General features: G+C 71.6%; 20 protein-coding genes. 7 read left to right on the forward strand and 13 right to left on the reverse strand.

What is annotated here, in order from left to right; translation table 11 throughout:
* Window positions 1–137: 137 nt before the first annotated feature.
* From ACFYL6_RS06940 to ACFYL6_RS06965, 6 genes are all read right to left on the reverse strand, one after another.
* A complete protein-coding gene (locus ACFYL6_RS06940; RefSeq protein ID WP_036411703.1) occupies window positions 138–467 on the reverse strand; it encodes a hypothetical protein in 330 nt (109 codons plus the stop codon).
* An 11-nt stretch (window positions 468–478) separates the two neighbouring features.
* On the reverse strand, window positions 479–1633 hold the full coding sequence (locus tag ACFYL6_RS06945; RefSeq protein ID WP_387168530.1) for a hypothetical protein: 1155 nt from the start codon (window positions 1631–1633) through the stop codon (window positions 479–481).
* Entirely contained in the window at window positions 1630–2124 is a 495-nt protein-coding gene (locus ACFYL6_RS06950; RefSeq protein ID WP_387168533.1) for a SigE family RNA polymerase sigma factor, read from the reverse strand. The genes ACFYL6_RS06945 and ACFYL6_RS06950 overlap by 4 nt, the downstream gene beginning before the upstream one ends.
* Window positions 2125–2165: 41 nt before the next feature.
* A complete protein-coding gene (locus ACFYL6_RS06955) occupies window positions 2166–3956 on the reverse strand; it encodes a 3-hydroxyacyl-CoA dehydrogenase family protein (protein WP_387168536.1) in 1791 nt (596 codons plus the stop codon).
* A 126-nt stretch (window positions 3957–4082) separates the two neighbouring features.
* Window positions 4083–5153 (reverse strand): alpha/beta fold hydrolase, encoded by a 1071-nt coding sequence (locus ACFYL6_RS06960; protein ID WP_387168539.1) that lies wholly within the window; start codon window positions 5151–5153, stop codon window positions 4083–4085.
* An 80-nt stretch (window positions 5154–5233) separates the two neighbouring features.
* Complete coding sequence (locus ACFYL6_RS06965) at window positions 5234–5650, reverse strand: FHA domain-containing protein (RefSeq protein ID WP_387168542.1); 417 nt, start codon at window positions 5648–5650, stop codon at window positions 5234–5236.
* Between the two features lie 257 nt (window positions 5651–5907).
* Here ACFYL6_RS06965 and ACFYL6_RS06970 point away from each other — a divergent pair, with 257 nt between their 5' ends.
* Complete coding sequence (locus ACFYL6_RS06970; protein ID WP_387168545.1) at window positions 5908–7404, forward strand: aldehyde dehydrogenase family protein; 1497 nt, start codon at window positions 5908–5910, stop codon at window positions 7402–7404.
* An 80-nt stretch (window positions 7405–7484) separates the two neighbouring features.
* Window positions 7485–8141 carry a methyltransferase domain-containing protein gene (locus tag ACFYL6_RS06975; protein ID WP_387168548.1) on the forward strand — a complete coding sequence of 219 codons (657 nt, stop codon included), beginning with the start codon at window positions 7485–7487 and terminating at the stop codon, window positions 8139–8141.
* A gap of 8 nt (window positions 8142–8149) precedes the next feature.
* Here the strand turns inward: ACFYL6_RS06975 and nucS are convergent, their stop codons facing one another.
* Window positions 8150–8809 carry an endonuclease NucS gene (gene nucS / locus ACFYL6_RS06980; RefSeq protein ID WP_030333204.1) on the reverse strand — a complete coding sequence of 220 codons (660 nt, stop codon included), beginning with the start codon at window positions 8807–8809 and terminating at the stop codon, window positions 8150–8152.
* A gap of 71 nt (window positions 8810–8880) precedes the next feature.
* Between nucS and ACFYL6_RS06985 the strand changes: the two genes are divergently transcribed.
* Complete coding sequence (locus tag ACFYL6_RS06985) at window positions 8881–9498, forward strand: DUF4126 domain-containing protein (RefSeq protein ID WP_387168552.1); 618 nt, start codon at window positions 8881–8883, stop codon at window positions 9496–9498.
* 82 nt (window positions 9499–9580) lie between these two features.
* The gene (locus tag ACFYL6_RS06990) at window positions 9581–9877 is read left to right on the forward strand and encodes a DUF1540 domain-containing protein (protein ID WP_387168555.1); all 297 of its coding nucleotides are present in this window, start codon (window positions 9581–9583) and stop codon (window positions 9875–9877) included.
* 54 nt (window positions 9878–9931) lie between these two features.
* Here ACFYL6_RS06990 and ACFYL6_RS06995 read toward each other — a convergent pair whose 3' ends face one another.
* On the reverse strand, window positions 9932–11938 hold the full coding sequence (locus ACFYL6_RS06995; RefSeq protein WP_387168558.1) for a protein meaA: 2007 nt from the start codon (window positions 11936–11938) through the stop codon (window positions 9932–9934).
* Window positions 11939–12089: 151 nt separating this feature from the next.
* On the opposite strand from ACFYL6_RS06995, the gene ACFYL6_RS07000 reads away from it, so the two are divergent.
* Window positions 12090–12941: an ABC transporter ATP-binding protein gene (locus tag ACFYL6_RS07000; protein WP_387168561.1), complete on the forward strand. Its 852-nt coding sequence runs from the start codon at window positions 12090–12092 to the stop codon at window positions 12939–12941.
* Window positions 12938–13783 carry an ABC transporter permease gene (locus ACFYL6_RS07005; protein ID WP_387168564.1) on the forward strand — a complete coding sequence of 282 codons (846 nt, stop codon included), beginning with the start codon at window positions 12938–12940 and terminating at the stop codon, window positions 13781–13783. Before ACFYL6_RS07000 ends, ACFYL6_RS07005 begins: the two co-directional genes overlap by 4 nt.
* 39 nt (window positions 13784–13822) lie before the next feature.
* Here the strand turns inward: ACFYL6_RS07005 and ACFYL6_RS07010 are convergent, their stop codons facing one another.
* Both ACFYL6_RS07010 and murA read right to left on the reverse strand, forming a co-directional pair.
* Window positions 13823–14671: a 3-hydroxyacyl-CoA dehydrogenase family protein gene (locus tag ACFYL6_RS07010; protein WP_387168567.1), complete on the reverse strand. Its 849-nt coding sequence runs from the start codon at window positions 14669–14671 to the stop codon at window positions 13823–13825.
* A gap of 99 nt (window positions 14672–14770) precedes the next feature.
* Window positions 14771–16213, reverse strand: a complete 1443-nt coding sequence (gene murA, locus ACFYL6_RS07015; protein ID WP_387168570.1) for a UDP-N-acetylglucosamine 1-carboxyvinyltransferase — start codon at window positions 16211–16213, stop codon at window positions 14771–14773.
* Between murA and ACFYL6_RS07020 the strand changes: the two genes are divergently transcribed.
* The gene (locus ACFYL6_RS07020) at window positions 16212–16784 is read left to right on the forward strand and encodes a cob(I)yrinic acid a,c-diamide adenosyltransferase (protein ID WP_355429777.1); all 573 of its coding nucleotides are present in this window, start codon (window positions 16212–16214) and stop codon (window positions 16782–16784) included. The two genes, murA and ACFYL6_RS07020, sit on opposite strands and share 2 nt — an antisense overlap.
* 109 nt (window positions 16785–16893) lie before the next feature.
* Here the strand turns inward: ACFYL6_RS07020 and ACFYL6_RS07025 are convergent, their stop codons facing one another.
* The 3 genes from ACFYL6_RS07025 to ACFYL6_RS07035 all read right to left on the reverse strand — a co-directional run bounded on the left by ACFYL6_RS07025 (window position 16894) and on the right by ACFYL6_RS07035 (window position 19627).
* A complete protein-coding gene (locus tag ACFYL6_RS07025; protein ID WP_387168573.1) occupies window positions 16894–17631 on the reverse strand; it encodes a DedA family protein in 738 nt (245 codons plus the stop codon).
* A gap of 80 nt (window positions 17632–17711) precedes the next feature.
* Entirely contained in the window at window positions 17712–18434 is a 723-nt protein-coding gene (locus ACFYL6_RS07030) for a response regulator (protein ID WP_387168576.1), read from the reverse strand.
* Complete coding sequence (locus ACFYL6_RS07035; protein WP_387168579.1) at window positions 18431–19627, reverse strand: histidine kinase; 1197 nt, start codon at window positions 19625–19627, stop codon at window positions 18431–18433. Before ACFYL6_RS07035 ends, ACFYL6_RS07030 begins: the two co-directional genes overlap by 4 nt.
* Window positions 19628–19643 lie beyond the last annotated feature (16 nt).

The raw sequence follows: 19643 nt of genomic DNA on the forward strand, positions 1-19643 counted from the left end.
CGTCGACGCCCGCCCAGGCAGGAACAGGGTGACCCAGGTCGCTAACCGACCCCGCCCCGGGTCGCTCCGGCCGCGAGCACGAGCCGTCCCGCCCCGGGCCGCTCAGCCCTGACGCGGCGGCGCGCCGGGCCCGCCACTCAGTACCGCGGGGTGCCCCGGCCGCGCTGCACCGCCGGGCCGCGCCGGTCCCGGGCACGCCAGCAGCCGCTGTGCCAGTGCCGCCGGTCGGTCAGGTCACCCAGGCCGTCCGCCGGCCAGGCCACCAGGTGCGCCACCCCGGGTCGGATCTCCTGGTCACACCCGGGGCAGCGGTACGTCTTGACCGACGCGCCCGCGCCGATGCCGCGTACCTGCCAGGCGCCGTCGGTCCACTGCTGCACCGAGGCGACGCCCTGCCGGACCCGGTCGGCGTCCAGGTTGGCGTTCTCGTCCCGGCGAGGGCGGTTGCGACGGGGGCTCACAGTCACCAAGGTTACGGTCACTCCCAGCTCGCCGGCTCGCCAAGGTCGTCGGCGACCCGGAGCCCGCCGATAACCGTGCTGACCTCCGCGTCCGTGGGCGAGCGCTCCCAGCGGTTCTCGTGCCCCATGGACAGCAGGGTCTTCGGAATGCCGAGCACATTCCAGAAGTCGCCCGCGTCGAACACCGGCCTACCGGCGATCGTGCGGTTGGCGTTGGTCCGATCGGGCGAGGATGGACGGGGCGAGTAGTGAAGCCGCACCGGCAAGGTGGCCGCGCCCTTCAGTGCGACCGTCAACGCCGCTTCGGTGTGGTCCGAAGCCGCAACGGGCATCTGCGTCGGTGTCGTGGTTCCCGCCACATTCACGAGGCGGGGCCAGTACAGCTGCCGCACCGCCACCTCGCACGCGCTGATCCGGGCACCCGGGGGCAAGGCGGTCAGTTGGATCGGCGCGACACAGCGCCGGGCTTCGTCGAATCGAAGCGCCTCCGCCGCCCGGCGGACCTCGGCGCTGGTCTCCCCGAGAGCCGCGACCCGGACGTACAGGCCCGGGACGGGCTGCCAGCGCAGCACCCAGCCCTTCTCGACGCTGTCGAGCTGACGTATCACCCCGTTGAACCGCGATGGGGCGTCGACGTCCTGGCCGGGCGAGGCAAGATCCGTGTCGCTGGTGACGGTGCCTGCCTTGTCGGGGCCGATGTCACGAAGCTGGCTCAGGTCACCGGTCTCGGCCGTCCGTGGGTCAGCGGCAACGATCACCATCGCCTGCACGCCGCCACCCAGGTCCAGTCGCATGCTCTCGACCTGGCCCGCGGAGCGCCAGGCGACCGGCTTCGCCGCTGACGGATCGACCCCGAAGTGCAGCAACTGTGGGTCCGTGCCGATCGAGTCGGGGCGCTGCGCTGCCCCCGCAACCCCCGGTGCCCGAGGCGGTGTGACCACGACCGGGCTGGGCGTGAGGGCCGGCTGGGGCGGCACGGCCGACGGCGTACGCAGGGCCACACCGGCCCCGAGCAGCACCGCGACGCCGAGCGCTGACCCGATGACGGCACGTCGCCGCCGCCGACGGGCCCGTCCCCCGTTCACCGCCGCCGTCAGCAGGCGGTCGGTGTCCACGGGCCCGTCGGCCTGCTCCCGGAGTGCCCGTGCGATCCGCTCGTCGAGGTTGGTCACGGCCGGCTCCCGTTCGTCGTGGGAACGCCGTGGCGCTCCCGCAGCTGGCTGAGCGCCCGCATCGCATGGGTGCGGACGGTGACCGGGGAACAGCCGAGGATCTGGGCGATGGTCGGGTCGTCGAGGTCCTCGTAGTAGCGCAGCACGAGCACCGCGCGCTGCCGGCCGGGCAGGCCGAGGATCAGCCGCCACATCTCGTCCCGGTCGGCCGCGTCGCCGCCCAGGTCCCCGCGCCCCGGCCGGTCGGCAAACTCGGCCGTAACCAACTCCCTGCTGGATCGGCGGCGCCACCAGGAGGTGTTGGCATTGACCATCATCCGGCGTACGTAGACGTCCGGGTGGTCGACACGGGCGATCTTCCGCCAATGCACGTAGGCGCGTGCCAACACGTCCTGGGTGAGGTCCTCGGCTCGGTGCTCGTCACCGGTCAGCAGCCGGGCCAGCCGGACGAGCGCCGGCCCGCGACTGCTGACGTACTCCTCGAAGGTCACACCACTCAGACGCCGTCACCGGCGCCCACTGTTGACACCGGTCAGCGGTGCGAGTGGTCGCGGAAGCCGCGGCGGGTCTTTCGCCCCAGGTATCCGGCGGTGACGAGGTGCTCCAGCAGCGGCGCGGGCGCGAAGCCCGGCTCGCGCAGTTCCAGGTACAGCTCGCGCTGGATGGCCAGGGAGACGTCCAACCCGACGACGTCGAGCAGCTCGAACGGGCCCATCGGGTAGCCGCAGCCCAGCTTCATGGCGTGGTCGATGTCGTCGGCCGTCGAGTAGCTGGCCTCCAGCATCTTCACCGCGTCGTTTAGGTACGGGAAGAGCAGCGCGTTGACGATGAAGCCGGACCGGTCGCCGCAGACCACGCCGGTCTTGCCGAGCGCGGCGCAGACGGCGCGGGCGGTGGCGGTGGCCTCCGGGGAGGTGCGGATGGTGCGGACGACCTCGACCAGCGGCATGACCGGCGCCGGGTTGAAGAAGTGCAGCCCCACCACGTCGGCCGGGCGCTGGGTGGCCATCGCCACGTCGATCACCGGCAGCGAGGAGGTGGTGGTGGCCAGGACGACGCCCGGCTTGCAGATCTCGTCGAGGCTCGCGAAGAGGGCCTTCTTGACGCTCAACTCCTCGACGACCGCCTCGACCACCAGGTCGACGTCGGCGAGATGGTCCAGCGTGGCGGACCAGCTGATCCGGCCCAGGGCGGCGTCCCGGTCGGCCTCGGCGAGCTTGCCGCGCACCACGCCCTTGTTCAGCGAGGTCTTCACCGCCTCGCAGACCGTCGCGGACTTCTCCATGCCGCGGGTCACCGACACGACCTCGTAGCCGGCCTTCGCGAAGACCTCGATGATCCCGGTGGCCATCGTCCCGGAGCCCACCACGCCCACCTTCGTGATGGCGCGCGCCCCGTCGCCGGCGGCCACCTCCGTGGCCAGCGGCGTCGCCTCATCCGGTACGACCACCGGAGAGCCGGGCCGCTCGTAGGTGTAGAAGCCCCGGCCCGACTTCCGGCCGAGCAGCCCCGCCGTCACCATCTGCTTGAGCAGTGGCACCGGGGCGTGCCGGCGGTCCCGCCCGCCGCGCCGGTACATGGTGTCCAGGATCTCGTACGCGGTGTCGAGGCCGATCAGGTCCATCAACGCCAGCGGGCCCATCGGCAGGCCGCAGCCGAGCTTCATCGCGGCGTCGATGTCCTCCCGGGTCGCGTAGTGCGACTCGAACATGCCGACCGCGTGGTTGAGGTAGCCGAAGAGCAGCGCGTTGGCGATGAAGCCGGCCCGGTCGTTGATGGTGACGTCGACCTTGCCGAGCCGGGCGCAGAGCGCCTCCACGTCGGCGACCACCTCGGGTGCGGTGACGACCGTGCGGACCACCTCGACCAGCTTCATCACCGGGGCCGGGTTGAAGAAGTGGATGCCGATCACCTGGTTGGGTCGGCTGGTGGCCACCGAGATCTCGGTGACGCTCAACGACGAGGTGTTGGTGGCGAGGATGGTCTCCGGTCGGCAGACCCGGTCCAGCTCCGCGAAGATCCGCTGCTTGAGGTCCAGGTGCTCGGGCACCGCCTCGATGACCAGGTCGACGGAGTGCAGCGCGTCCAGCCCGACCTCGAAGTGCACCCGCTCGTGCAGGGCGTCGCGGTCCGCCTCGGCGAGTTTGCCCTTGGCGACCGCCCGGTCGGTGGAGCCCTTCAGGGTGGCCCGGCCGCGCTCCAGCGCCGGCACGGAGATCTCCACGGCCACCACGTCGATGCCGTTGCGGGCGAAGACCTCGACGATGCCGGCACCCATGGTGCCCAGCCCCACCACACCAACGGTGCTGAACTCGCGCGCCACGACCGGCCTCCCCAGAGACTCCGCACGACCACTGAACGGCCGCTAAGGTTATGCGCGCGAGTCTGCCACGTGACGGTGAGTTGTCGAGACGCCGTGGCATATTTCACCCACGGCGCAGCAGGGCCCCTACGCCGCCGCCACGCTGGTCAGGGCCAGCAACTCCGCGACGAACTCCGCCGGGCGCTCCAGGTGCGGGCTGTGACCGCAGCCGGGCAGCACCACCTCGTGGTACGCGCCGCCGGCCGCCGCGTACCGGTCGAGCACCGCCCGGGTCTGGCCGACCATCGGCTGCGGCGGGCAGGCGTCCGCGCCGGGCCAGCCGGGCACGAGATCCAGCGAGCCCAGGTACGCCAGGTCGAACAGCGAGGTGTCCGAGACGATGACGTCGGCGTCCCCGCGTACCCAGGTGATCGGCGGCTTCTCGGCGACGGCCACCAGCTCGTCGGCGAGCCGGAACCAGGTCGGCGCGAGCGCGTTGAGCACCCCGCGCTCCCCCGGTGCGGTGCCCGGCCAGTTCTCCGAGGGCACCGCCGTGCCCGGGTAGTTGTCGTCCCCGGTGGCGGTGGAGAGCACGGTGTCCAGCAGCAGGTCCTCGTCGGCGCCCAGCGAGGCGGGATCGGCCACATAGGTGGCTCGCAACACGGCGCGCGGGCTGGCCGGCGCGTCCGCGCTCCGGTCGCCGGCGGCGAGTCGGGCGACGAAGTCCGGGTTCGCCGTGCCGGCGCCGGTGCCGGCGAAGTCGGCTGTGGTCGGCGTGCCGGTCAGGTCGCGGGTGCCACCGAAGCCGTACGGGGAGACCGGCGCGGCGAGCAGCAAGGCCCCCACCCGGTGCGGATGGTCGACCAGCAGGCGCATCGCCACTCCGCCGCCGAGGGAGTGCCCGACCACCACCGGGCGCACGTCGGCGTCGAAGAGCGTCGGGTCGTCGAGCAGGGCGGCCACGTCGTCGGCGAAGTCCCGCAGGCCCCGGGTGGCGTCCACCGGGGCGGTCGCGGAGTCGCCGTACCCCCGCAGGTCGGGGGCGACCACCCGCAGCGTCGGTGGCAGCCGCCGGACCAGCGGCTCCCAGAACAGCGCGGACGAGCAGTTGCCGTGGATCAGCAGCACCGGCGTGCCGTCCGGCGGGCCGGCGACCCGTACCGCCTGGGTGATGCCGTTCGCCGTCACGGTCCGCTGCTCGGTCTCCATCCGCGGCATGGTGCCACGCGTGTCCCCGCCGGTCCAGGTGTCGGACCGCCATCCGGTGGTGCCGCCCGGTGTGGTCGACCGCCAGGCGGTCAGCGACGCGTGCCCGGTGGCGCGGCCAGCGGCAGCGGCAGCGTCGGTCGGACGTCGCGCCGGGACGGCCCGAAGCTCAGCCCCACCGGATCGGTGAGCGCCACGCCGGGGTCGAAGAGGCGCAGCTCGGTACGGCCCAGCCGGATCACGTCACCGTCGGAGAGTCGCTCCACCTCGCTGATCCGCCGGTCGTTGAGCCAGGTGCCGTTGGTGGAGCCCAGGTCCCGTAGCGAGGGGCCCTCCGGTGCCAGCCACACCTCGGCGTGACGACGGCTCAGGTGCGGGTCGTTGATGACCACCTGACCGGTCGGCGCGCGGCCGATCACCTGTGGTTCGGTTCGCATGCGAAAGCTCGCTCCGCGCATCGGTCCACCCGAGACCGTCAACAGCGGCATCAGTTCTGGATGTTCCTCCATGGACAGTCAGCCCTCCACCCCACACCGTCACTCCGCGCGTCAGCCTGCCATCAGACGGTAGTCGTCAGTACCGACCGGCCGGTCAGCCTCTCGTCACCTCCCGGCCACCTGCCGTTCGACGATTCGGGCGGGCCGCATCCGTCACCAACGCCTTGACCTGCATGGATCAACGATCGGTCGGGTCGGTGCGACGCCGGTCCCCCGGTCCCGAATCGGGGACCCTACCGGCGAGTAATCCTCGGGTCTAGACTTCCGCCATGACGGCAGTGCATATCCCGGGCGTTCCGGTCATCGACGCGGGCCAGTTGGTTTCCACCAGCCCGGCGACCGGCGCTGAGGCCGGTCGCCTCCCGGTCGCCACCGACGCCGACGTGCGGCAGGCCGTCGCCCGCGCCCGCACCGCCGGCGAGTGGTGGGCCGGTCTCGGCTTCACCGGCCGCCGCCAGCGGATGCTGCGCTGGCGTGCCCTGCTCGCCAAGCGCATCGAGCAGTTGGCCGAGCTGGTGCACGTCGAGGGCGGGAAGCCGGTCGCGGACGCCATCGTCGAGATCGTCACCGCTATCGAGCACATCGACTGGGCCGCCCGCAACGCCGGCCGGGTGCTCGGTCCACGCCGGGTGCGGTCCCGGCTCATCCTCGCCGAGTTCTCCGCGCACCTCGAATACCAGCCGTACGGGGTGGTCGGCGTGATCGGCCCGTGGAACTACCCGGTCTTCACGCCGATCGGCTCCGCCGCGTACGCCCTCGCCGCCGGCAACGCCGTGGTGCTCAAGCCGAGCGAGTACACGCCCGCCGTCGGCCAGTGGCTGGTGGACAGCTTCGCCGAGGTGGTGCCCGAGCAGCCGGTGTTCACCGCCGTGCACGGGCTGGGCGACGTGGGCGCGGCGCTGTGCCGCTCCGGCGTCGACAAGCTGGCCTTCACCGGCTCCACCGCCACCGCCCGGAAGGTGATGGCCGCCTGCGCGGAGACGCTGACCCCGGTACTCATCGAGGGCGGCGGCAAGGACGCCATGATCGTCGACAGCGACGCCAACCTGGACGCGGCCGCCGAGGCGTGCGTCTGGGGCGGCATGACCAACGCGGGCCAGACCTGCATCGGCATCGAGCGGGTGTACGCCGTCGACGCCGTCTTCGACGCCTTCGTCGACAAGGTGGTGGCCCGCGCCGGTCAGTTGACGGTGGGGCCGGAGGGCACCGACATCGGCCCGATCACCATGCCCCAGCAGATCGACGTGATCCGCCGGCACATCGACGCCGCGATCACCTCCGGCGGGCGCGCCGTGCTCGGCGGCCCGAGCGCCGTCCAGCCGCCGTACGTCCACCCCACCGTGCTGGTGGACGTCCCGGAGGAGTCCGCCGCGGTCCGCGAGGAGACCTTCGGCCCCACGCTGACCATCAGCCGGGTCCGCGACGCCGACGAGGCCGTCAGCCGCGCCAACGCCCTGTCGTACGGCCTCGGGGGTTCGGTCTTCGGCCGGCGGCGTGCGGTGGCCATCGCCCGGCGGCTGCACTCCGGGATGGCCTCGATCAACTCCACGCTGACCTTCGCCGGCATGTCCACCCTGCCGTTCGGTGGTGTCGGCGACTCCGGCTTCGGCCGGATCCACGGGGAGGACGGCCTGCGTGAGTTCGGCCGGTCCAAGGCCATCACCCGACGTCGCGCCCGGTCGCTGCTGCCGTCGATGACCTTCGACCGCACCCCCACGGATGTGGCCCGGCTCGTCAAGACGATCAAGGCGTTGTACGGAAGGTGAGTGTCGGATAACCGATCATCAAGAAAGATCGGCGTATCCGCATGTTTATACGCAGTGAGCACGGCGGTACATTGCGTTAAATGGGCCCCAATCGATTGCGCTACCGCCTTGTCGACAGTGAGCAGTCGTGGGCCGCCCGGCGGCGTCGGCACCGCTCGGACTGGCTGGCACGCACCTTTCCCGACATCGGCGACATGCACGTGGTCGACCTCGGTGGTCGGCTCGGCACCTGGCACCGCGCTGCCGTCCGGCCGGCCCGGGTGACCGTCGTCAACCTGGAGCAGCCGCCCGCCGTCGTCCCCGATTGGGCCCACGTCGAGCAGGCCGACGCCTGCGACCTGCCCCCGCACCTCGCCAAGGGCAGCTACGACCTGGTCTTCTCCAACTCCGTGCTGGAGCATGTGGGCGGGCACGAACGCCGGATCCGCTTCGCCGCCGCCGCCCGCTCACTGGCCGACCGGCACTGGGTGCAGACGCCCTACCGCTATTTCCCGATCGAGCCACACTGGATCGCCCCGGGAATGCAGTTCCTGCCGGTACGACTGCGCACCGCGCTCGCCCGACGCTGGCCGTTGGGGCACAAGCCGACCCGCAGCCACGACGCCGCCATCCACCAGGTGCTCTGGACCGAGCTGTTGGACCGCTCGCAGATGCGCCACTACTTCCCCGACTCGACCATGCTGGTGGAGCGGGTGTTCGGCCTGCCGAAGTCACTGATCGCGGTGCGCACCGGATAGTGCGCGGGTCAGAAGAGGGTCAGCTCGTCCTTCACGATGCCGCGCAGCTTGTCGTAGTCCACCACCACACACCGGATGCCCCGGTCGGTGGCGAGCACCCGGGCCTGCGGCTTGATCTCCTGGGCGGCGAAGACCCCGACGACCGGGCTGAGCAGCGGGTCACGGTTCATCAGCTCGAGATAGCGGGTCAACTGCTCCACGCCGTCGATGTCGCCACGCCGCTTGACCTCAACGGCGACCGAGCCCGAGTTGGCGTCCCGGCACAGCAGGTCGACCGGGCCGATCGCCGTCATGTACTCGCGGCGGACCAGCGTGAACCCCTCACCCAGGGCAGACGGGTTGGCGGCCAGCAACTCCTGTAGGTGCGCCTCCACCCCGTCCTTGCGCAGGCCCGGATCCACACCCAACTCGTACGAGGTGTCCTGGAAGATCTCCTCCAGGGTGATCCGCAGCTCCTCGCCAGCCTTGTTGACGACCCGCCACACACCGGGGGCCTCCTCCAGCCGACACGGCGGGCTCATCCAGTTCAACGGCTTGTACGCCCGGTCGTCGGCATGGATGGACACCGACCCGTCCGCCTTCACCATCAGCAACCGGGTGGCCAGCGGCAGGTGAGCCGAGAGCCGTCCGACGTAGTCCACCGAGCACTTCGCAATGACCAACCGCACCCGACGAGGGTAGCCGAGCACCCCCCGGTCGCCAGCGAGCGGCACTGGCGCGTCGATGCGATGCTGAACTCGTGTTCGAAGTCCTCACCGGCACCGGTCTCGCCGCCTCGGCGGGGCTGAACGCCTACATACCCCTGCTCATCCTCGGTCTGCTCGGCCGTTACACCGATCTGATCGACCTGCCCAGCGGCTGGACCTGGCTCGGCAACGGCTGGGTCATCGCCATCATGGCAGTGCTGCTCGCCGTGGAGATGGTGGCGGACAAGGTCCCCGTTGTCGACCACATCAACGACGTGGTGCAGACCGTGGTCCGGCCCACCGCCGGTGGTCTGGCCTTCGGTGCCGGCTCCTCGTCGGAGACGGTGACGGTCAGCGACCCGGGGAGCTTCTTCTCGTCCCACCAGTGGGTGCCGGTCGTCACCGGCGTCCTGCTGGCGTTGGGCGTGCACCTGCTCAAGTCCGCGGCCCGCCCGGTGATCAACGCGACCACCGCCGGGTTCGGCGCCCCGGTCGCCAGCACCGCCGAGGACGCCACAAGTGTGGTGGTCTCCCTGGTGGCGATCATCCTGCCGGTGCTGGTGCTCGTCTTCCTGGTGGGCCTGGTCTTCTTCACCTTCTGGTTCGTCCGCCGTCGTTCCGAACGACGCCGCGAACGAGAGGCCGCCCGCGCCGCCGGCTTCCGCGTCTGACCCTTGATCGGCGGCCCGCCATACCGGGTTCCCCGGGCCGACAAAAGCCTAGGATCGGGGCAAGAGCCTAGAGGAGGTCGGCATGACCGCAGCGTTGGAGATGCCCCGAGTCCAGGAATGTGTGGTCGCCGCGTGCGCGTACAACCGGTCGGGTGACTGCCACGCCTTCGCGATCACCATCGGCAGCATGGATCACGCCCACTGCCACACCTTCGTCGAGTCGCCCGTGCGGGGCGGGGTGGAGAACCTGACTGCGCAGGTGGGTGCCTGCCAGCGTTCCGACTGCCGGCACAACGAGCAGTTGGAGTGCCACGCCGCGTCCATCCGGGTCGGCCCGGACAACGACATGGCCGACTGCATGACCTACGCCGGCCGCTGACCAACGCCGGCCGGCGGCCTACGCCGGTCGGCGACCGGCCGGGACAGCGCTCGATCAGGGCAGGTCGTTGGCGCGACGGATGACAGTCACCAGGTCGTCGATGATGCCGGTGAGGGCGAAGTCCTTCGGGGTGAAGACCCGGGCGACCCCGGCCGCCCGGAGGGTGTCCGCGTCACCGGCCGGGATGATGCCGCCCACCACCACCGGCAGGTCCGCCCGGCCGGCGGCGCGCAGCCCGTCGAGCACCGCGGGCACGGCGGCCAGGTGCGAGCCGGAGAGCACGGAGAGCCCGACCAGGTCCACGTCCTCCTCCACGGCGGCGGCGACGATCTGCCCCGCGGTCAGCCGGATGCCCTGGTAGACGACCTCGAAACCGGCGTCGCGGGCGCGTACCGCGATCTGCTCCGCGCCGTTGGAGTGGCCGTCCAGGCCGGGTTTGCCGACCAGCAGCCGCAGCCGGCCGCTGCCCAGCTCCCGCGCGGTGGCGGCGACCCGCTCGCGGACCGCCACGAGGCCCGGCTCACCGCCGCCGCCGGTGGCGCCGGCGAGGCCGGTCGGCGCCCGGTACTCGCCGAAGACCTGGCGCAGCGCGCCGGCCCACTCGCCGGTGGTCACCCCGGCCCGCACGCACTCCAGGGTCGCCGGCATCAGGTTGGTGGTGGTCGCGGCGTCCGCGCGGAGCCGGGCCAGCGCCGCGTCGACGACGGCCGCGTCCCGGTCGGCCCGCCACCGGCGTACGCCGTCCGTGGCGGCCGCCTCGACGGCGGGATCGACCTGCTCGACGGCGCCCGCACCGGCGGTGGTCAGCGGGGAGGACTCGGTCTCGGTGTACCGGTTGACGCCGACCACCACGTCGGCGCCGGACTCCATCCGCCGGCGGCGTTCGGCCAGCGACGCGACCAGCGCGCTCTTGAGGTAGCCGGTCTCCACGGCGGCGACGACGCCGCCCAGCTCCAGCACCTTGTCCAGCTCGACCCGCGCCCCGGTGACGACCTCGTCGACCAGCGCCGTCATCACGTGCGAGCCGGCGAAGAGGTCGGGATATTCGAGCAGATCCGACTCGTACGCCAGGACCTGCTGCATACGTAGCGACCACTGCTGGTCCCACGGGCGGGGCAGGCCGAGCGCCTCGTTCCAGGCGGGCAGCTGGACCGCGCGGGCGCGGGCGTCGCGGGACATCGTCACGCCGAGCATCTCCAGCACGATGCGCTGGATGTTGTTCTCCGGCTGCGCCTCGGTGAGGCCGAGCGAGTTGACCTGCACGCCGTAACGGAACCGCCGTTGCCGGGCGTCGGTGACCCCGTACCGGTCCCGGGTGATCTCGTCCCAGAGCACGCCGAACGCGCGCATCTTGGCGATCTCCTCGACGAAGCGCACCCCGGCGTTGACGAAGAACGAGATCCGCTGCACCACGTCGCCCATCCGCTCGGCCGGCACCTGGCCGGAGTCACGGACCGCGTCCAGCACGGCGACCGCGGTGGCCAGCGCGAAGCCGACCTCCTGCACGGGCGTCGCGCCAGCCTCCTGGAGGTGGTACGAGCAGATGTTGACCGGGTTCCACCGGGGCATCTCCCGCAGCGTGTACGCCACCACGTCGGCGGTGAGTCGCAGGGAGGCCGCCGGCGGGAAGATGTACGTCCCCCGGGACAGGTACTCCTTGATGATGTCGTTCTGGGTCGTGCCGGCGCAGCGGGCCAGGTCGGCGCCCTGCTCCAGGCCGACGGTGCCGTACAGGGCGAGCAGCCACATCGCCGGGGCGTTGATGGTCATCGAGGTGTTCGTGTCGGCGAGCGGCAGACCGTCGAAGAGCGCCCGCATGTCGCCGAGGTGGGCCACCGGCACGCCGACCCGGCCGACCTCACCGGCGGCGAGTTCGTGGTCCGGGTCGTACCCCGTCTGGGTGGGCAGGTCGAAGGCGACCGACAGGCCGGTCTGCCCCTTGGCGAGGTTGCGGCGGAAGAGCGCGTTGGTGGCGGCGGCCGACGAGTGGCCGGCGTACGTGCGCATCACCCACGGGCGGTCCCGCTCGGGCAACCGGCTCGCAGATGGCGTCTCATCCATGGCCGGAGTCTAAGTTACCGTTCAGTAAAACGGGTTGTGGAAAACCACACAGGTCCATGTCGCGGACGTCCGGGTGTCAAGTACGCGCAGTGGGGCTGACCACCACACCCCGGGCAGCGAGCCGCCCCGGTCAGGACGCACACTGGACGGCATGGAAGACGAGCTGGCCATCTCCGTCCGTGGGCTGCGCAAGGCGTACGGCGACAACGTGGCGGTGGCGGGCGTGGACCTCGATGTCCACCGCGGCGAGGTGTTCGCGTTGCTCGGCCCGAACGGCGCCGGCAAGACCACCACGGTGGAGATCCTGGAGGGTTACCGCCGCCGCGACGCCGGCGAGGTCACCGTCCTCGGCGTGGACCCGGCCCAACCGGATGCCGACTGGCGGTCCCGGGTCGGCATCGTGCTCCAGGGCACCGGCGAGTTCGACGAGCTGACCGTGGCCGAGGTGGTCCGGCACTTCTCCGGCTTCTACCCCGACGCCGACGACCCGGCCAAGGTGATCGCGCGGGTCGGGCTGGCCGGCAAGGCGAAAGCCCGTACGCACACCCTCTCCGGTGGGCAGCGGCGCCGGCTGGACGTGGCCCTGGGCATCATCGGCCGTCCCGAGCTGCTCTTCCTCGACGAGCCGACCACCGGCTTCGACCCGGAGGCCCGCCGCGAGTTCTGGGAGCTGATCCGCGACCTCGCCGCCGCCGGCACCACAATCGTGCTCACCACCCACTACCTGGACGAGGCCGAGGCCCTCGCCGACCGGGTCGGCGTGATCGCCGGCGGTCGGCTGGTCGAGGTCGCCGCTCCCAACCGGCTGGGCAATCGCCAGGAGGCCCTCGCGACGGTCTCCTGGCGTACCCCGGAAGGGGCGCTGGAGAGCGCGCAGAGCGCGACGCCGACGGCCTTCGTGGCCGACCTCGCCGCGCGTTACGGCGGCGAGGTCCCCGGGCTCACGGTGACCCGGCCGACCCTGGAGGACGTCTACCTCACCATGATCGGACACGCGCGATGACGACCACGACGAAGCCGCCGACACCGGTCGCCGCCACCCCGGGCCGCCGGCCGGGTGCCGGCGCGCTCGCCCTGCGCCAGGGCCGGCTGGAGATCACCCAGTTCCTGCGCAGCCGGGAGTCGGTGGTCTTCACGATGGGCTTCCCCATCATCATGATCCTGATCTTCGCGTCGATCTTCGGCGGGACGATCGGCGGCGGGGTCAAGTTCACCCAGTACTTCATCACCGGCATGATCGCGACCGGCCTGATGACGGTGAGCTTCCAGAACCTCGGCATCTGGATCCCGATCGAGCGGGACCGGGGCGTGCTGAAGCGCTACCGGGGCACGCCGATGCCGAAGTGGGTCTGGTTCGCCGGAAAAGTGATCATGGTGGTGGCGATCGGCATCGCCGAGACGGCCCTACTGCTGGCCGTCGCGGTGGCGCTGTTCGACCTCGACCTCCCGGGCACCGCCGAGAAGTGGTTCACCTTCGGCTGGGTCGCCGTGCTCGGGGTGACCGCGTGCACCCTGTGCGGCATCGCGATCTCGTCGCTGGCCCGCACCGCCCGCAGCGGCTCGGCGGTGGTCACCCCGGTCGCCCTGGTGCTCCAGTTCATCTCCGGGGTGTTCTTCGTCTTCACCGACCTGCCCACCTGGATGCAGCAGGTGGCGGCCCTGTTCCCGCTCAAGTGGATGTGCCAGGGCCTGCGGTCGGTGTTCCTGCCGGAGAGCTTCGGCGCCCAGGAGCCGGGCGGCTCGTTCGAGCTGGGCCGGGTGGCGGTGGTGCTGGCCCTGTGGTGCGTGATCGGCGTGGTGCTCTGCCTGACCACCTTCCGCTGGACCACCAAGCGCGACGGCTGAGCGGCCGGCCGGGGCGGAAGCCGCCCCGGCCGCCACAACTCAGTAGGTGTAGAAGCCCTTGCCGGTCTTGCGGCCCAGGTCGCCGGCGGTGACCATCCGCTGGAGAAGCTCCGGCGGGAAGAACTTCTCGTCGGCGGTGTCGGTGTAGATGTTCTTGGACGCGTGCAACAGCACGTCCACCCCGGTCAGGTCGGTGGTGGCCAGCGGGCCCATCGCGTGCCCGAAGCCCAGACGGCAGGCGGTGTCCAGGTCCTCCGCGGACACCACGCCGGACTCCACCAGCTTGACCGCCTCCATCACCAGGGCGGAGATCAGCCGGGTCGTGACGAAGCCGGCGATGTCCCGGTTGACCACGACGACCGTCTTGCCGATCTCCTCGGCGAAGGCCCGCGCCGTGTCCAGCGTGGCGTCGCTGGTCTTGTAACCGCGCACCAGCTCGCAGAGCTGCATCATCGGCACCGGGGAGAAGAAGTGGGTGCCGACGACCGCCTCGGGCCGCTCGGTCACCGCGGCGATCTGGGTGACCGGGATGGCCGAGGTGTTGGTGGCGAGCACCGCGTCCGACTTGCAGACCTTGTCCAGGGCGCGGAACACCTCGTGCTTGATCTCCAGCCGCTCGAAGACCGCCTCGACCACGATGTCCGCGTCCGCCGCCGCCTCCAGGTCGGTGGTCGGGGTGATCCGAGCCAACGTCGCCTCGACCTCGGACGCCTCGATCTTGCCCTTCTCAGCGAACTTCTCCAGTGACTTCCGAATGCCGCCCAGACCTCGGGTGGTGGCCGCGTCGTCCAGGTCGCGCAGCGTCACCTGCCAGCCCGCCTGCGCCGCCACCTGGGCGATGCCGGAACCCATCAACCCGGCCCCGACGACCGCGAGTCGACCCGCCATCTACTTCTCCCTCGCTGCGATTGAGTGCCTGCCTGCACCCTAGTCGGCGAGCCTGAACGATGGCTAAGTGGCGGTCGGGCCGGATCGCGGCGGCCGGCCTCAGATCTCCAGTGCCGGCTCCTCCGGCGTGGTGCCCCGCTCGACCGCCACCCCGAGCGCCCGCAGGTCGGCCACGAAGTCCGGGTAGCCCCGGTCTACGTGGTGCACGTGGGAGACCTCGGTGAACCCCTTGGCGCAGAGCCCGGCGATGATCAACCCCGCTCCGGCCCGGATGTCGGTGGCCCGCACCGGGGCACCGGAGAGGCGATCCCGTCCCCGGACCACCGCGTGGTGCCCGTCGGTCTTGATGTCCGCGCCGAGCCGCATCATCTCGTTGGCGAACATGAACCGGCCGTCGAAGATGTTCTCGGTGATCAGGGAGGCGCCGTCACTGACGGCCGCCAGGCCGATCGCCATCGGCAGCAGGTCGGTGGCGAAGCCGGGGTACGGCAGCGTCACCACGTCCACCGCCCGGGGCCGCTCGTCCATCCGTACGCGGAAGCCGTCCCCCCGGGTCTCCACCAGCCCGCCGGCGGCCACCACCTTGTCCAGGGCGACCTCCAGGAAGGCCGGGTCCAGCCCGGTCACCGTCACGTCGCCCCGGGTCATCGCGGCGCCGAACGCCCAGGTGCCGGCGACGATCCGGTCCCCCACCGTGGCGTGACGCACCGGACGCAGACCTGGCACGCCGGTGATCCGCAAGGTGGACGTGCCCGCGCCGACGATGCGCGCGCCCATCTGGTTGAGCATCGTGCAGATGTCGACGATCTCCGGCTCCCGGGCCGCGTTGTCGATCATCGTGGTGCCCTGGGCCAGCACCGCCGCCATCACCAGGTTCTCGGTCGCGCCGACGCTGGGGAAATCCAGCACGATGTCCGCGCCGCGTAGCCCGTGCGGGGCGGAGGCGATGACGAACCCGTGCTCACCGGAGATCTCCGCGCCCATCCGGGTCAGCCCGGAGATGTGCATGTCCAACCCCCGCGACCCGATCGCGTCGCCGCCGGGATGGGCCACCCGCACGTACCCCCGACGGGCCAGCAGTGGGCCGAGCACGCAGATCGACGCGCGCAACCGTCGGACCAGGTCGTAGTCGGCCTCCGCGCCCGGCTGTTCGGGCACGTCGATCGTCACCGACCGGGACCGGGCCACGCCGCCCCGGGCGACCATCGGGTCGACCGGGTCGTCCGCGTCGAACTGGACGTCGCAGCCCAGCCGACGCAGCACCTCCCCCATGATCGCGATGTCGGTGATCCGGGGGACGTTGGTGATCACGCTGCGGCCCGGCGCGAGCAGCGCGGCGGCCATCAGCTTCAACGCCGAGTTCTTGGCACCGACCACGTGCACGGTGCCGGCCAGCCGGGCGTCACCGTGGACCCGGATGACGTCGACATCGTTGACCGCCGGATCGCCGGCGTCGCCGGGGCCCACCACCAGCGGCCAGCCGGCGGTGCTGTCCGGCCGCGCCGGGATCGTCAGGTCGGGAATCCGTAGGCTGTGCGTCATGGCCGTCCACCTCACGCGCATCTACACCAAGGCCGGCGACGCCGGCATGACCAGGCTGAGCAACAACGAGCAGGTGCCGAAGACCGATCCGCGGATCGCCGCGTACGCGGACGTCGACGAGTGCAACGCGGCGCTCGGCGTCGCGCTCGCGCTGGGGAACCTCGACGAGGAGCTTCGCGGCGTGCTGGCGTCGGTGCAGAACGACCTGTTCGACGTCGGTGCCGACCTGTCCACCCCGGTCGAGCCGGAGCCGAAGTACCCGCCGCTGCGGGTGACCGAGGAGTACGTCGAGCGCCTGGAGGGCTGGTGCGACGAGTACAACGCACGCCTGAGCAAGCTCGACTCCTTCATCCTCCCCGGCGGCACCGCAGGCGCGGCGCTGCTGCACGTGGCGCGGACCGTCGCCCGGCGTGCCGAACGGGCAGCGTGGGCGCTGGTCAGCCACGATCCGGAACGAACCAGCACGCTCCCGGCAAAGTATCTCAACCGGCTCTCCGATCTGCTCTTTATCCTGTCAAGAACGGCAAATCCGGCAGGAGACGTGCTATGGGTGCCGGGCGGCAAGCGCTGAACGTCGGTGCTCCGCACCACGTCGAGGTGTGGGTTCCCACTCTGACCGCCCCCACGCACGGTTGAGGCCGACTCCTCGGAGCGCTCAGGCGACCCCGACCGGACCCCGGTCAACGGCAGGTGCCGTCGAACGCGCCCCGCCGGCTGCGAACACCCCGGCCCGGGCCGGGTCGAAGGGAGCTGTCCGATCGGCCGCCCGGCCCGCCACGTCGGTGGGCCGACCCGGCACAGGACCGGGCCGACGTCGCCCGGCGGACCCGAGCCCGCCGGGCACGCCGGGCCATCAGCAGTGCGGCGGCGGCCACGGCCAGCAGCGCGCCGGCACCGGTGAGAGCCCCGGTAGGTAGACCCCCGACCGTGTAACCGACAAGCACGGTGCCCGGCACCCAGGTCAGCACCCCAATGGCGTTGAACACCACAAACCGCCCGTACGGCACGCCGACCGCACCGGCCACCCTGGGTACCAGGGTCCGAACGAACGCGGTCCACCGGCCGAACAGGATGGCCATGCCGCTCCGGGTGGCCACCAGCGACTCCGCCCGGCCCCAGCGTTCGATCCCGATCCGCCGTCCGATCCACCCGGTCCGCAGTCGGGGCCCGAGCAGACGTCCCTCCAGGTAGCCGAGTTGATCGCCGACGAAGGCGGCCAGCGTGGTCACGACCAGCGCAACGCCGAGGTGCGGCTGCCCTGTGCGAGCCAGCAGGCCAACGGTCAGCATGGTGGTGGCCGCCGGCAACACGAGGCCGGCGAGCAGGCCGACCTCCCCCGCTAGCACTGCGGCGGCGACCAGCAGCACCGGGCCGGGCGGGAGCCGGCTGAGCAGGTCAGGAAGGAAGTCGAAGGTCACAGGCAAACTGTCCTGCGCACGACGCATCCTGACGTCCTCCCGCCGGCCGGCCCAGATCCTCCGGGTGGCCGCCGCTGCCCCTAGGTAACCCCCGGATGGTGCTCAGCGGTGCCGCCCATCCCGGTCACCGGGTTGAAGTCGTCGTCGACCAGACCCAGCCGGTGTGCCACCACCGCGGACTGCACCCGGTTACGCAGGTGAAGCTTCTCCATCGCGGCCGAGACGTGCGTCTTGACGGTGGTGACACCCAGATGGAGCCGGGCACCGATCTCCGCGTTGGAGAGCCCGGCGCCGACCAGCGCGAGCACCTCGCGCTCCCGTCGACTGAGGAGCGTCAGCCCCGGACCGGGCCGGTCCGGCGCCGGCCGGTGTTCCTGCTCATGCGCGACGATCGCCCGCTGGACGATCCGGGCCAGCACCGGTGGGGCGAGCAGCGACTCGCCCGCGGCTGCCCGGCGCACGGCGTCGATCAGCTCCTCCGGCTCGCCGTCCTTGACCAGGTAACCGATCGCGCCAGCACCCAACGCGCCATAGACGTTCGCGTCGTCGGCGAAGGTAGTGAGCACCAGCACCCGGGCGGCTGGCTGCCGGTCCAGGATCCGGCGGGTCGCTTCGATGCCGTCCATCCGGGGCATCCGCAGGTCCATCAGCACCACGTCCGGACGCAGCCGCTCGGCGAGCCGAACCGCCTCCAGCCCGTCCCCGGCCTCACCCACCACCTCGAACTCCCCGGCAGTCCGCAGCAGCAGCCCGACGCCCGCCCGGACCAACGTCTGGTCATCGACCACGAGTACTCTGATCACGCGTTCTCCCTGATCGGTAACCGGGCCTGAACCAGCCACCCGCCGTCAACGGTGGCCGACGCGCTCAGCGTGCCACCGAGCAGCCCGACCCTCTCGCGCATACCGCTGAGTCCGTACCCCGACGGTGGCAGCGCCGGCCGGGGCCGGGACGGGCCGCTGTCGCGTACCTCAACCACAAGGCTTCCCTCGGCGGACCGCACCTCGACCGACGCGGTCGCGCCAGGACCGGCGTGTTTGAGCGTGTTGGTCAGCGCCTCCTGCACCACCCGGGCGGCGGTGGTGCCGACCACCAGTGGGACACCCGCCAGCGTCTTGGCGACGGTCACCCGGACCAGCACCCCGGCCTTTCGGACCCGGCGGGCCGCGTCGGCGATCACCTGCTCCGGCTCCACCTGCGGGGCACCCGACTCGACCGCGTCCGGGTCGTGCAGCACCTCCAGCAGCTCGCGCAGTTCGTCCAGCACGTGCCCAGCGGTGTCCCGCAGGTCGCCCAACGCCAGCACAGCCTCGCCCGCGTCGCCGGTACGCTCGACCGCGTACCGGGCGGAGCCGGCGCGCAGAGCGATCGCCGCGATGTGGTGCGCCACGATGTCGTGTAGGTCTCGTGCGATGCCAGCGCGCTCGGCCAGACGGGCGGCCCGAGTCTCCACGGCCCGACGAACCTCAGCTTCCCGAGCCCGCTCCTCGGCAACCAACGCCCCATGGCGTACCCCGCGCAGGTAGCGGCCGAAAGCCACCGGAGCGGCGGCGATACCGGTCAGCATGATGAACCGGAGTACGCCCTGCGCGCCGGTGAGGACCACGGCGTTACCCGGGTCGAGGACGTTGACGAGAGTCACCGAACAGAACAGCGCGAACGCCACCGCGGTAGCCGGCCAGCCGGCCCGGTAGGCGACGAAACCGAGCGCGATCGCCGCCGCGAGCTGCGGGGTGTCGGTGCCGGTCCTGGTGGTGGCGTCGGCGATGACCAACAGCGCACACTCGGCGACCAGCACCGGCCAGGGCAGGCGGCGTACCCCTACCAGACCCAGTCCGGCGAGCACGGCGAAGACACCGGCCCACACCTCGCGGGGCACGACCGGCGCGACCAGGCGAGTGGTCGCCAGACCGAGCCCGGCCGCGACCACTCCGAGCAGCAGCTCGGGCCACCAACCGCGTCGACCAGCCGTCACCTGGCCACCATACGGAGCCATCGGCCATCCTCCGGTC

It is taken from the genome of Micromonospora sp. NPDC007208, from assembly GCF_042869175.1.
Taxonomy (GTDB): Bacteria; Actinomycetota; Actinomycetes; order Mycobacteriales; family Micromonosporaceae; genus Micromonospora; species Micromonospora foliorum.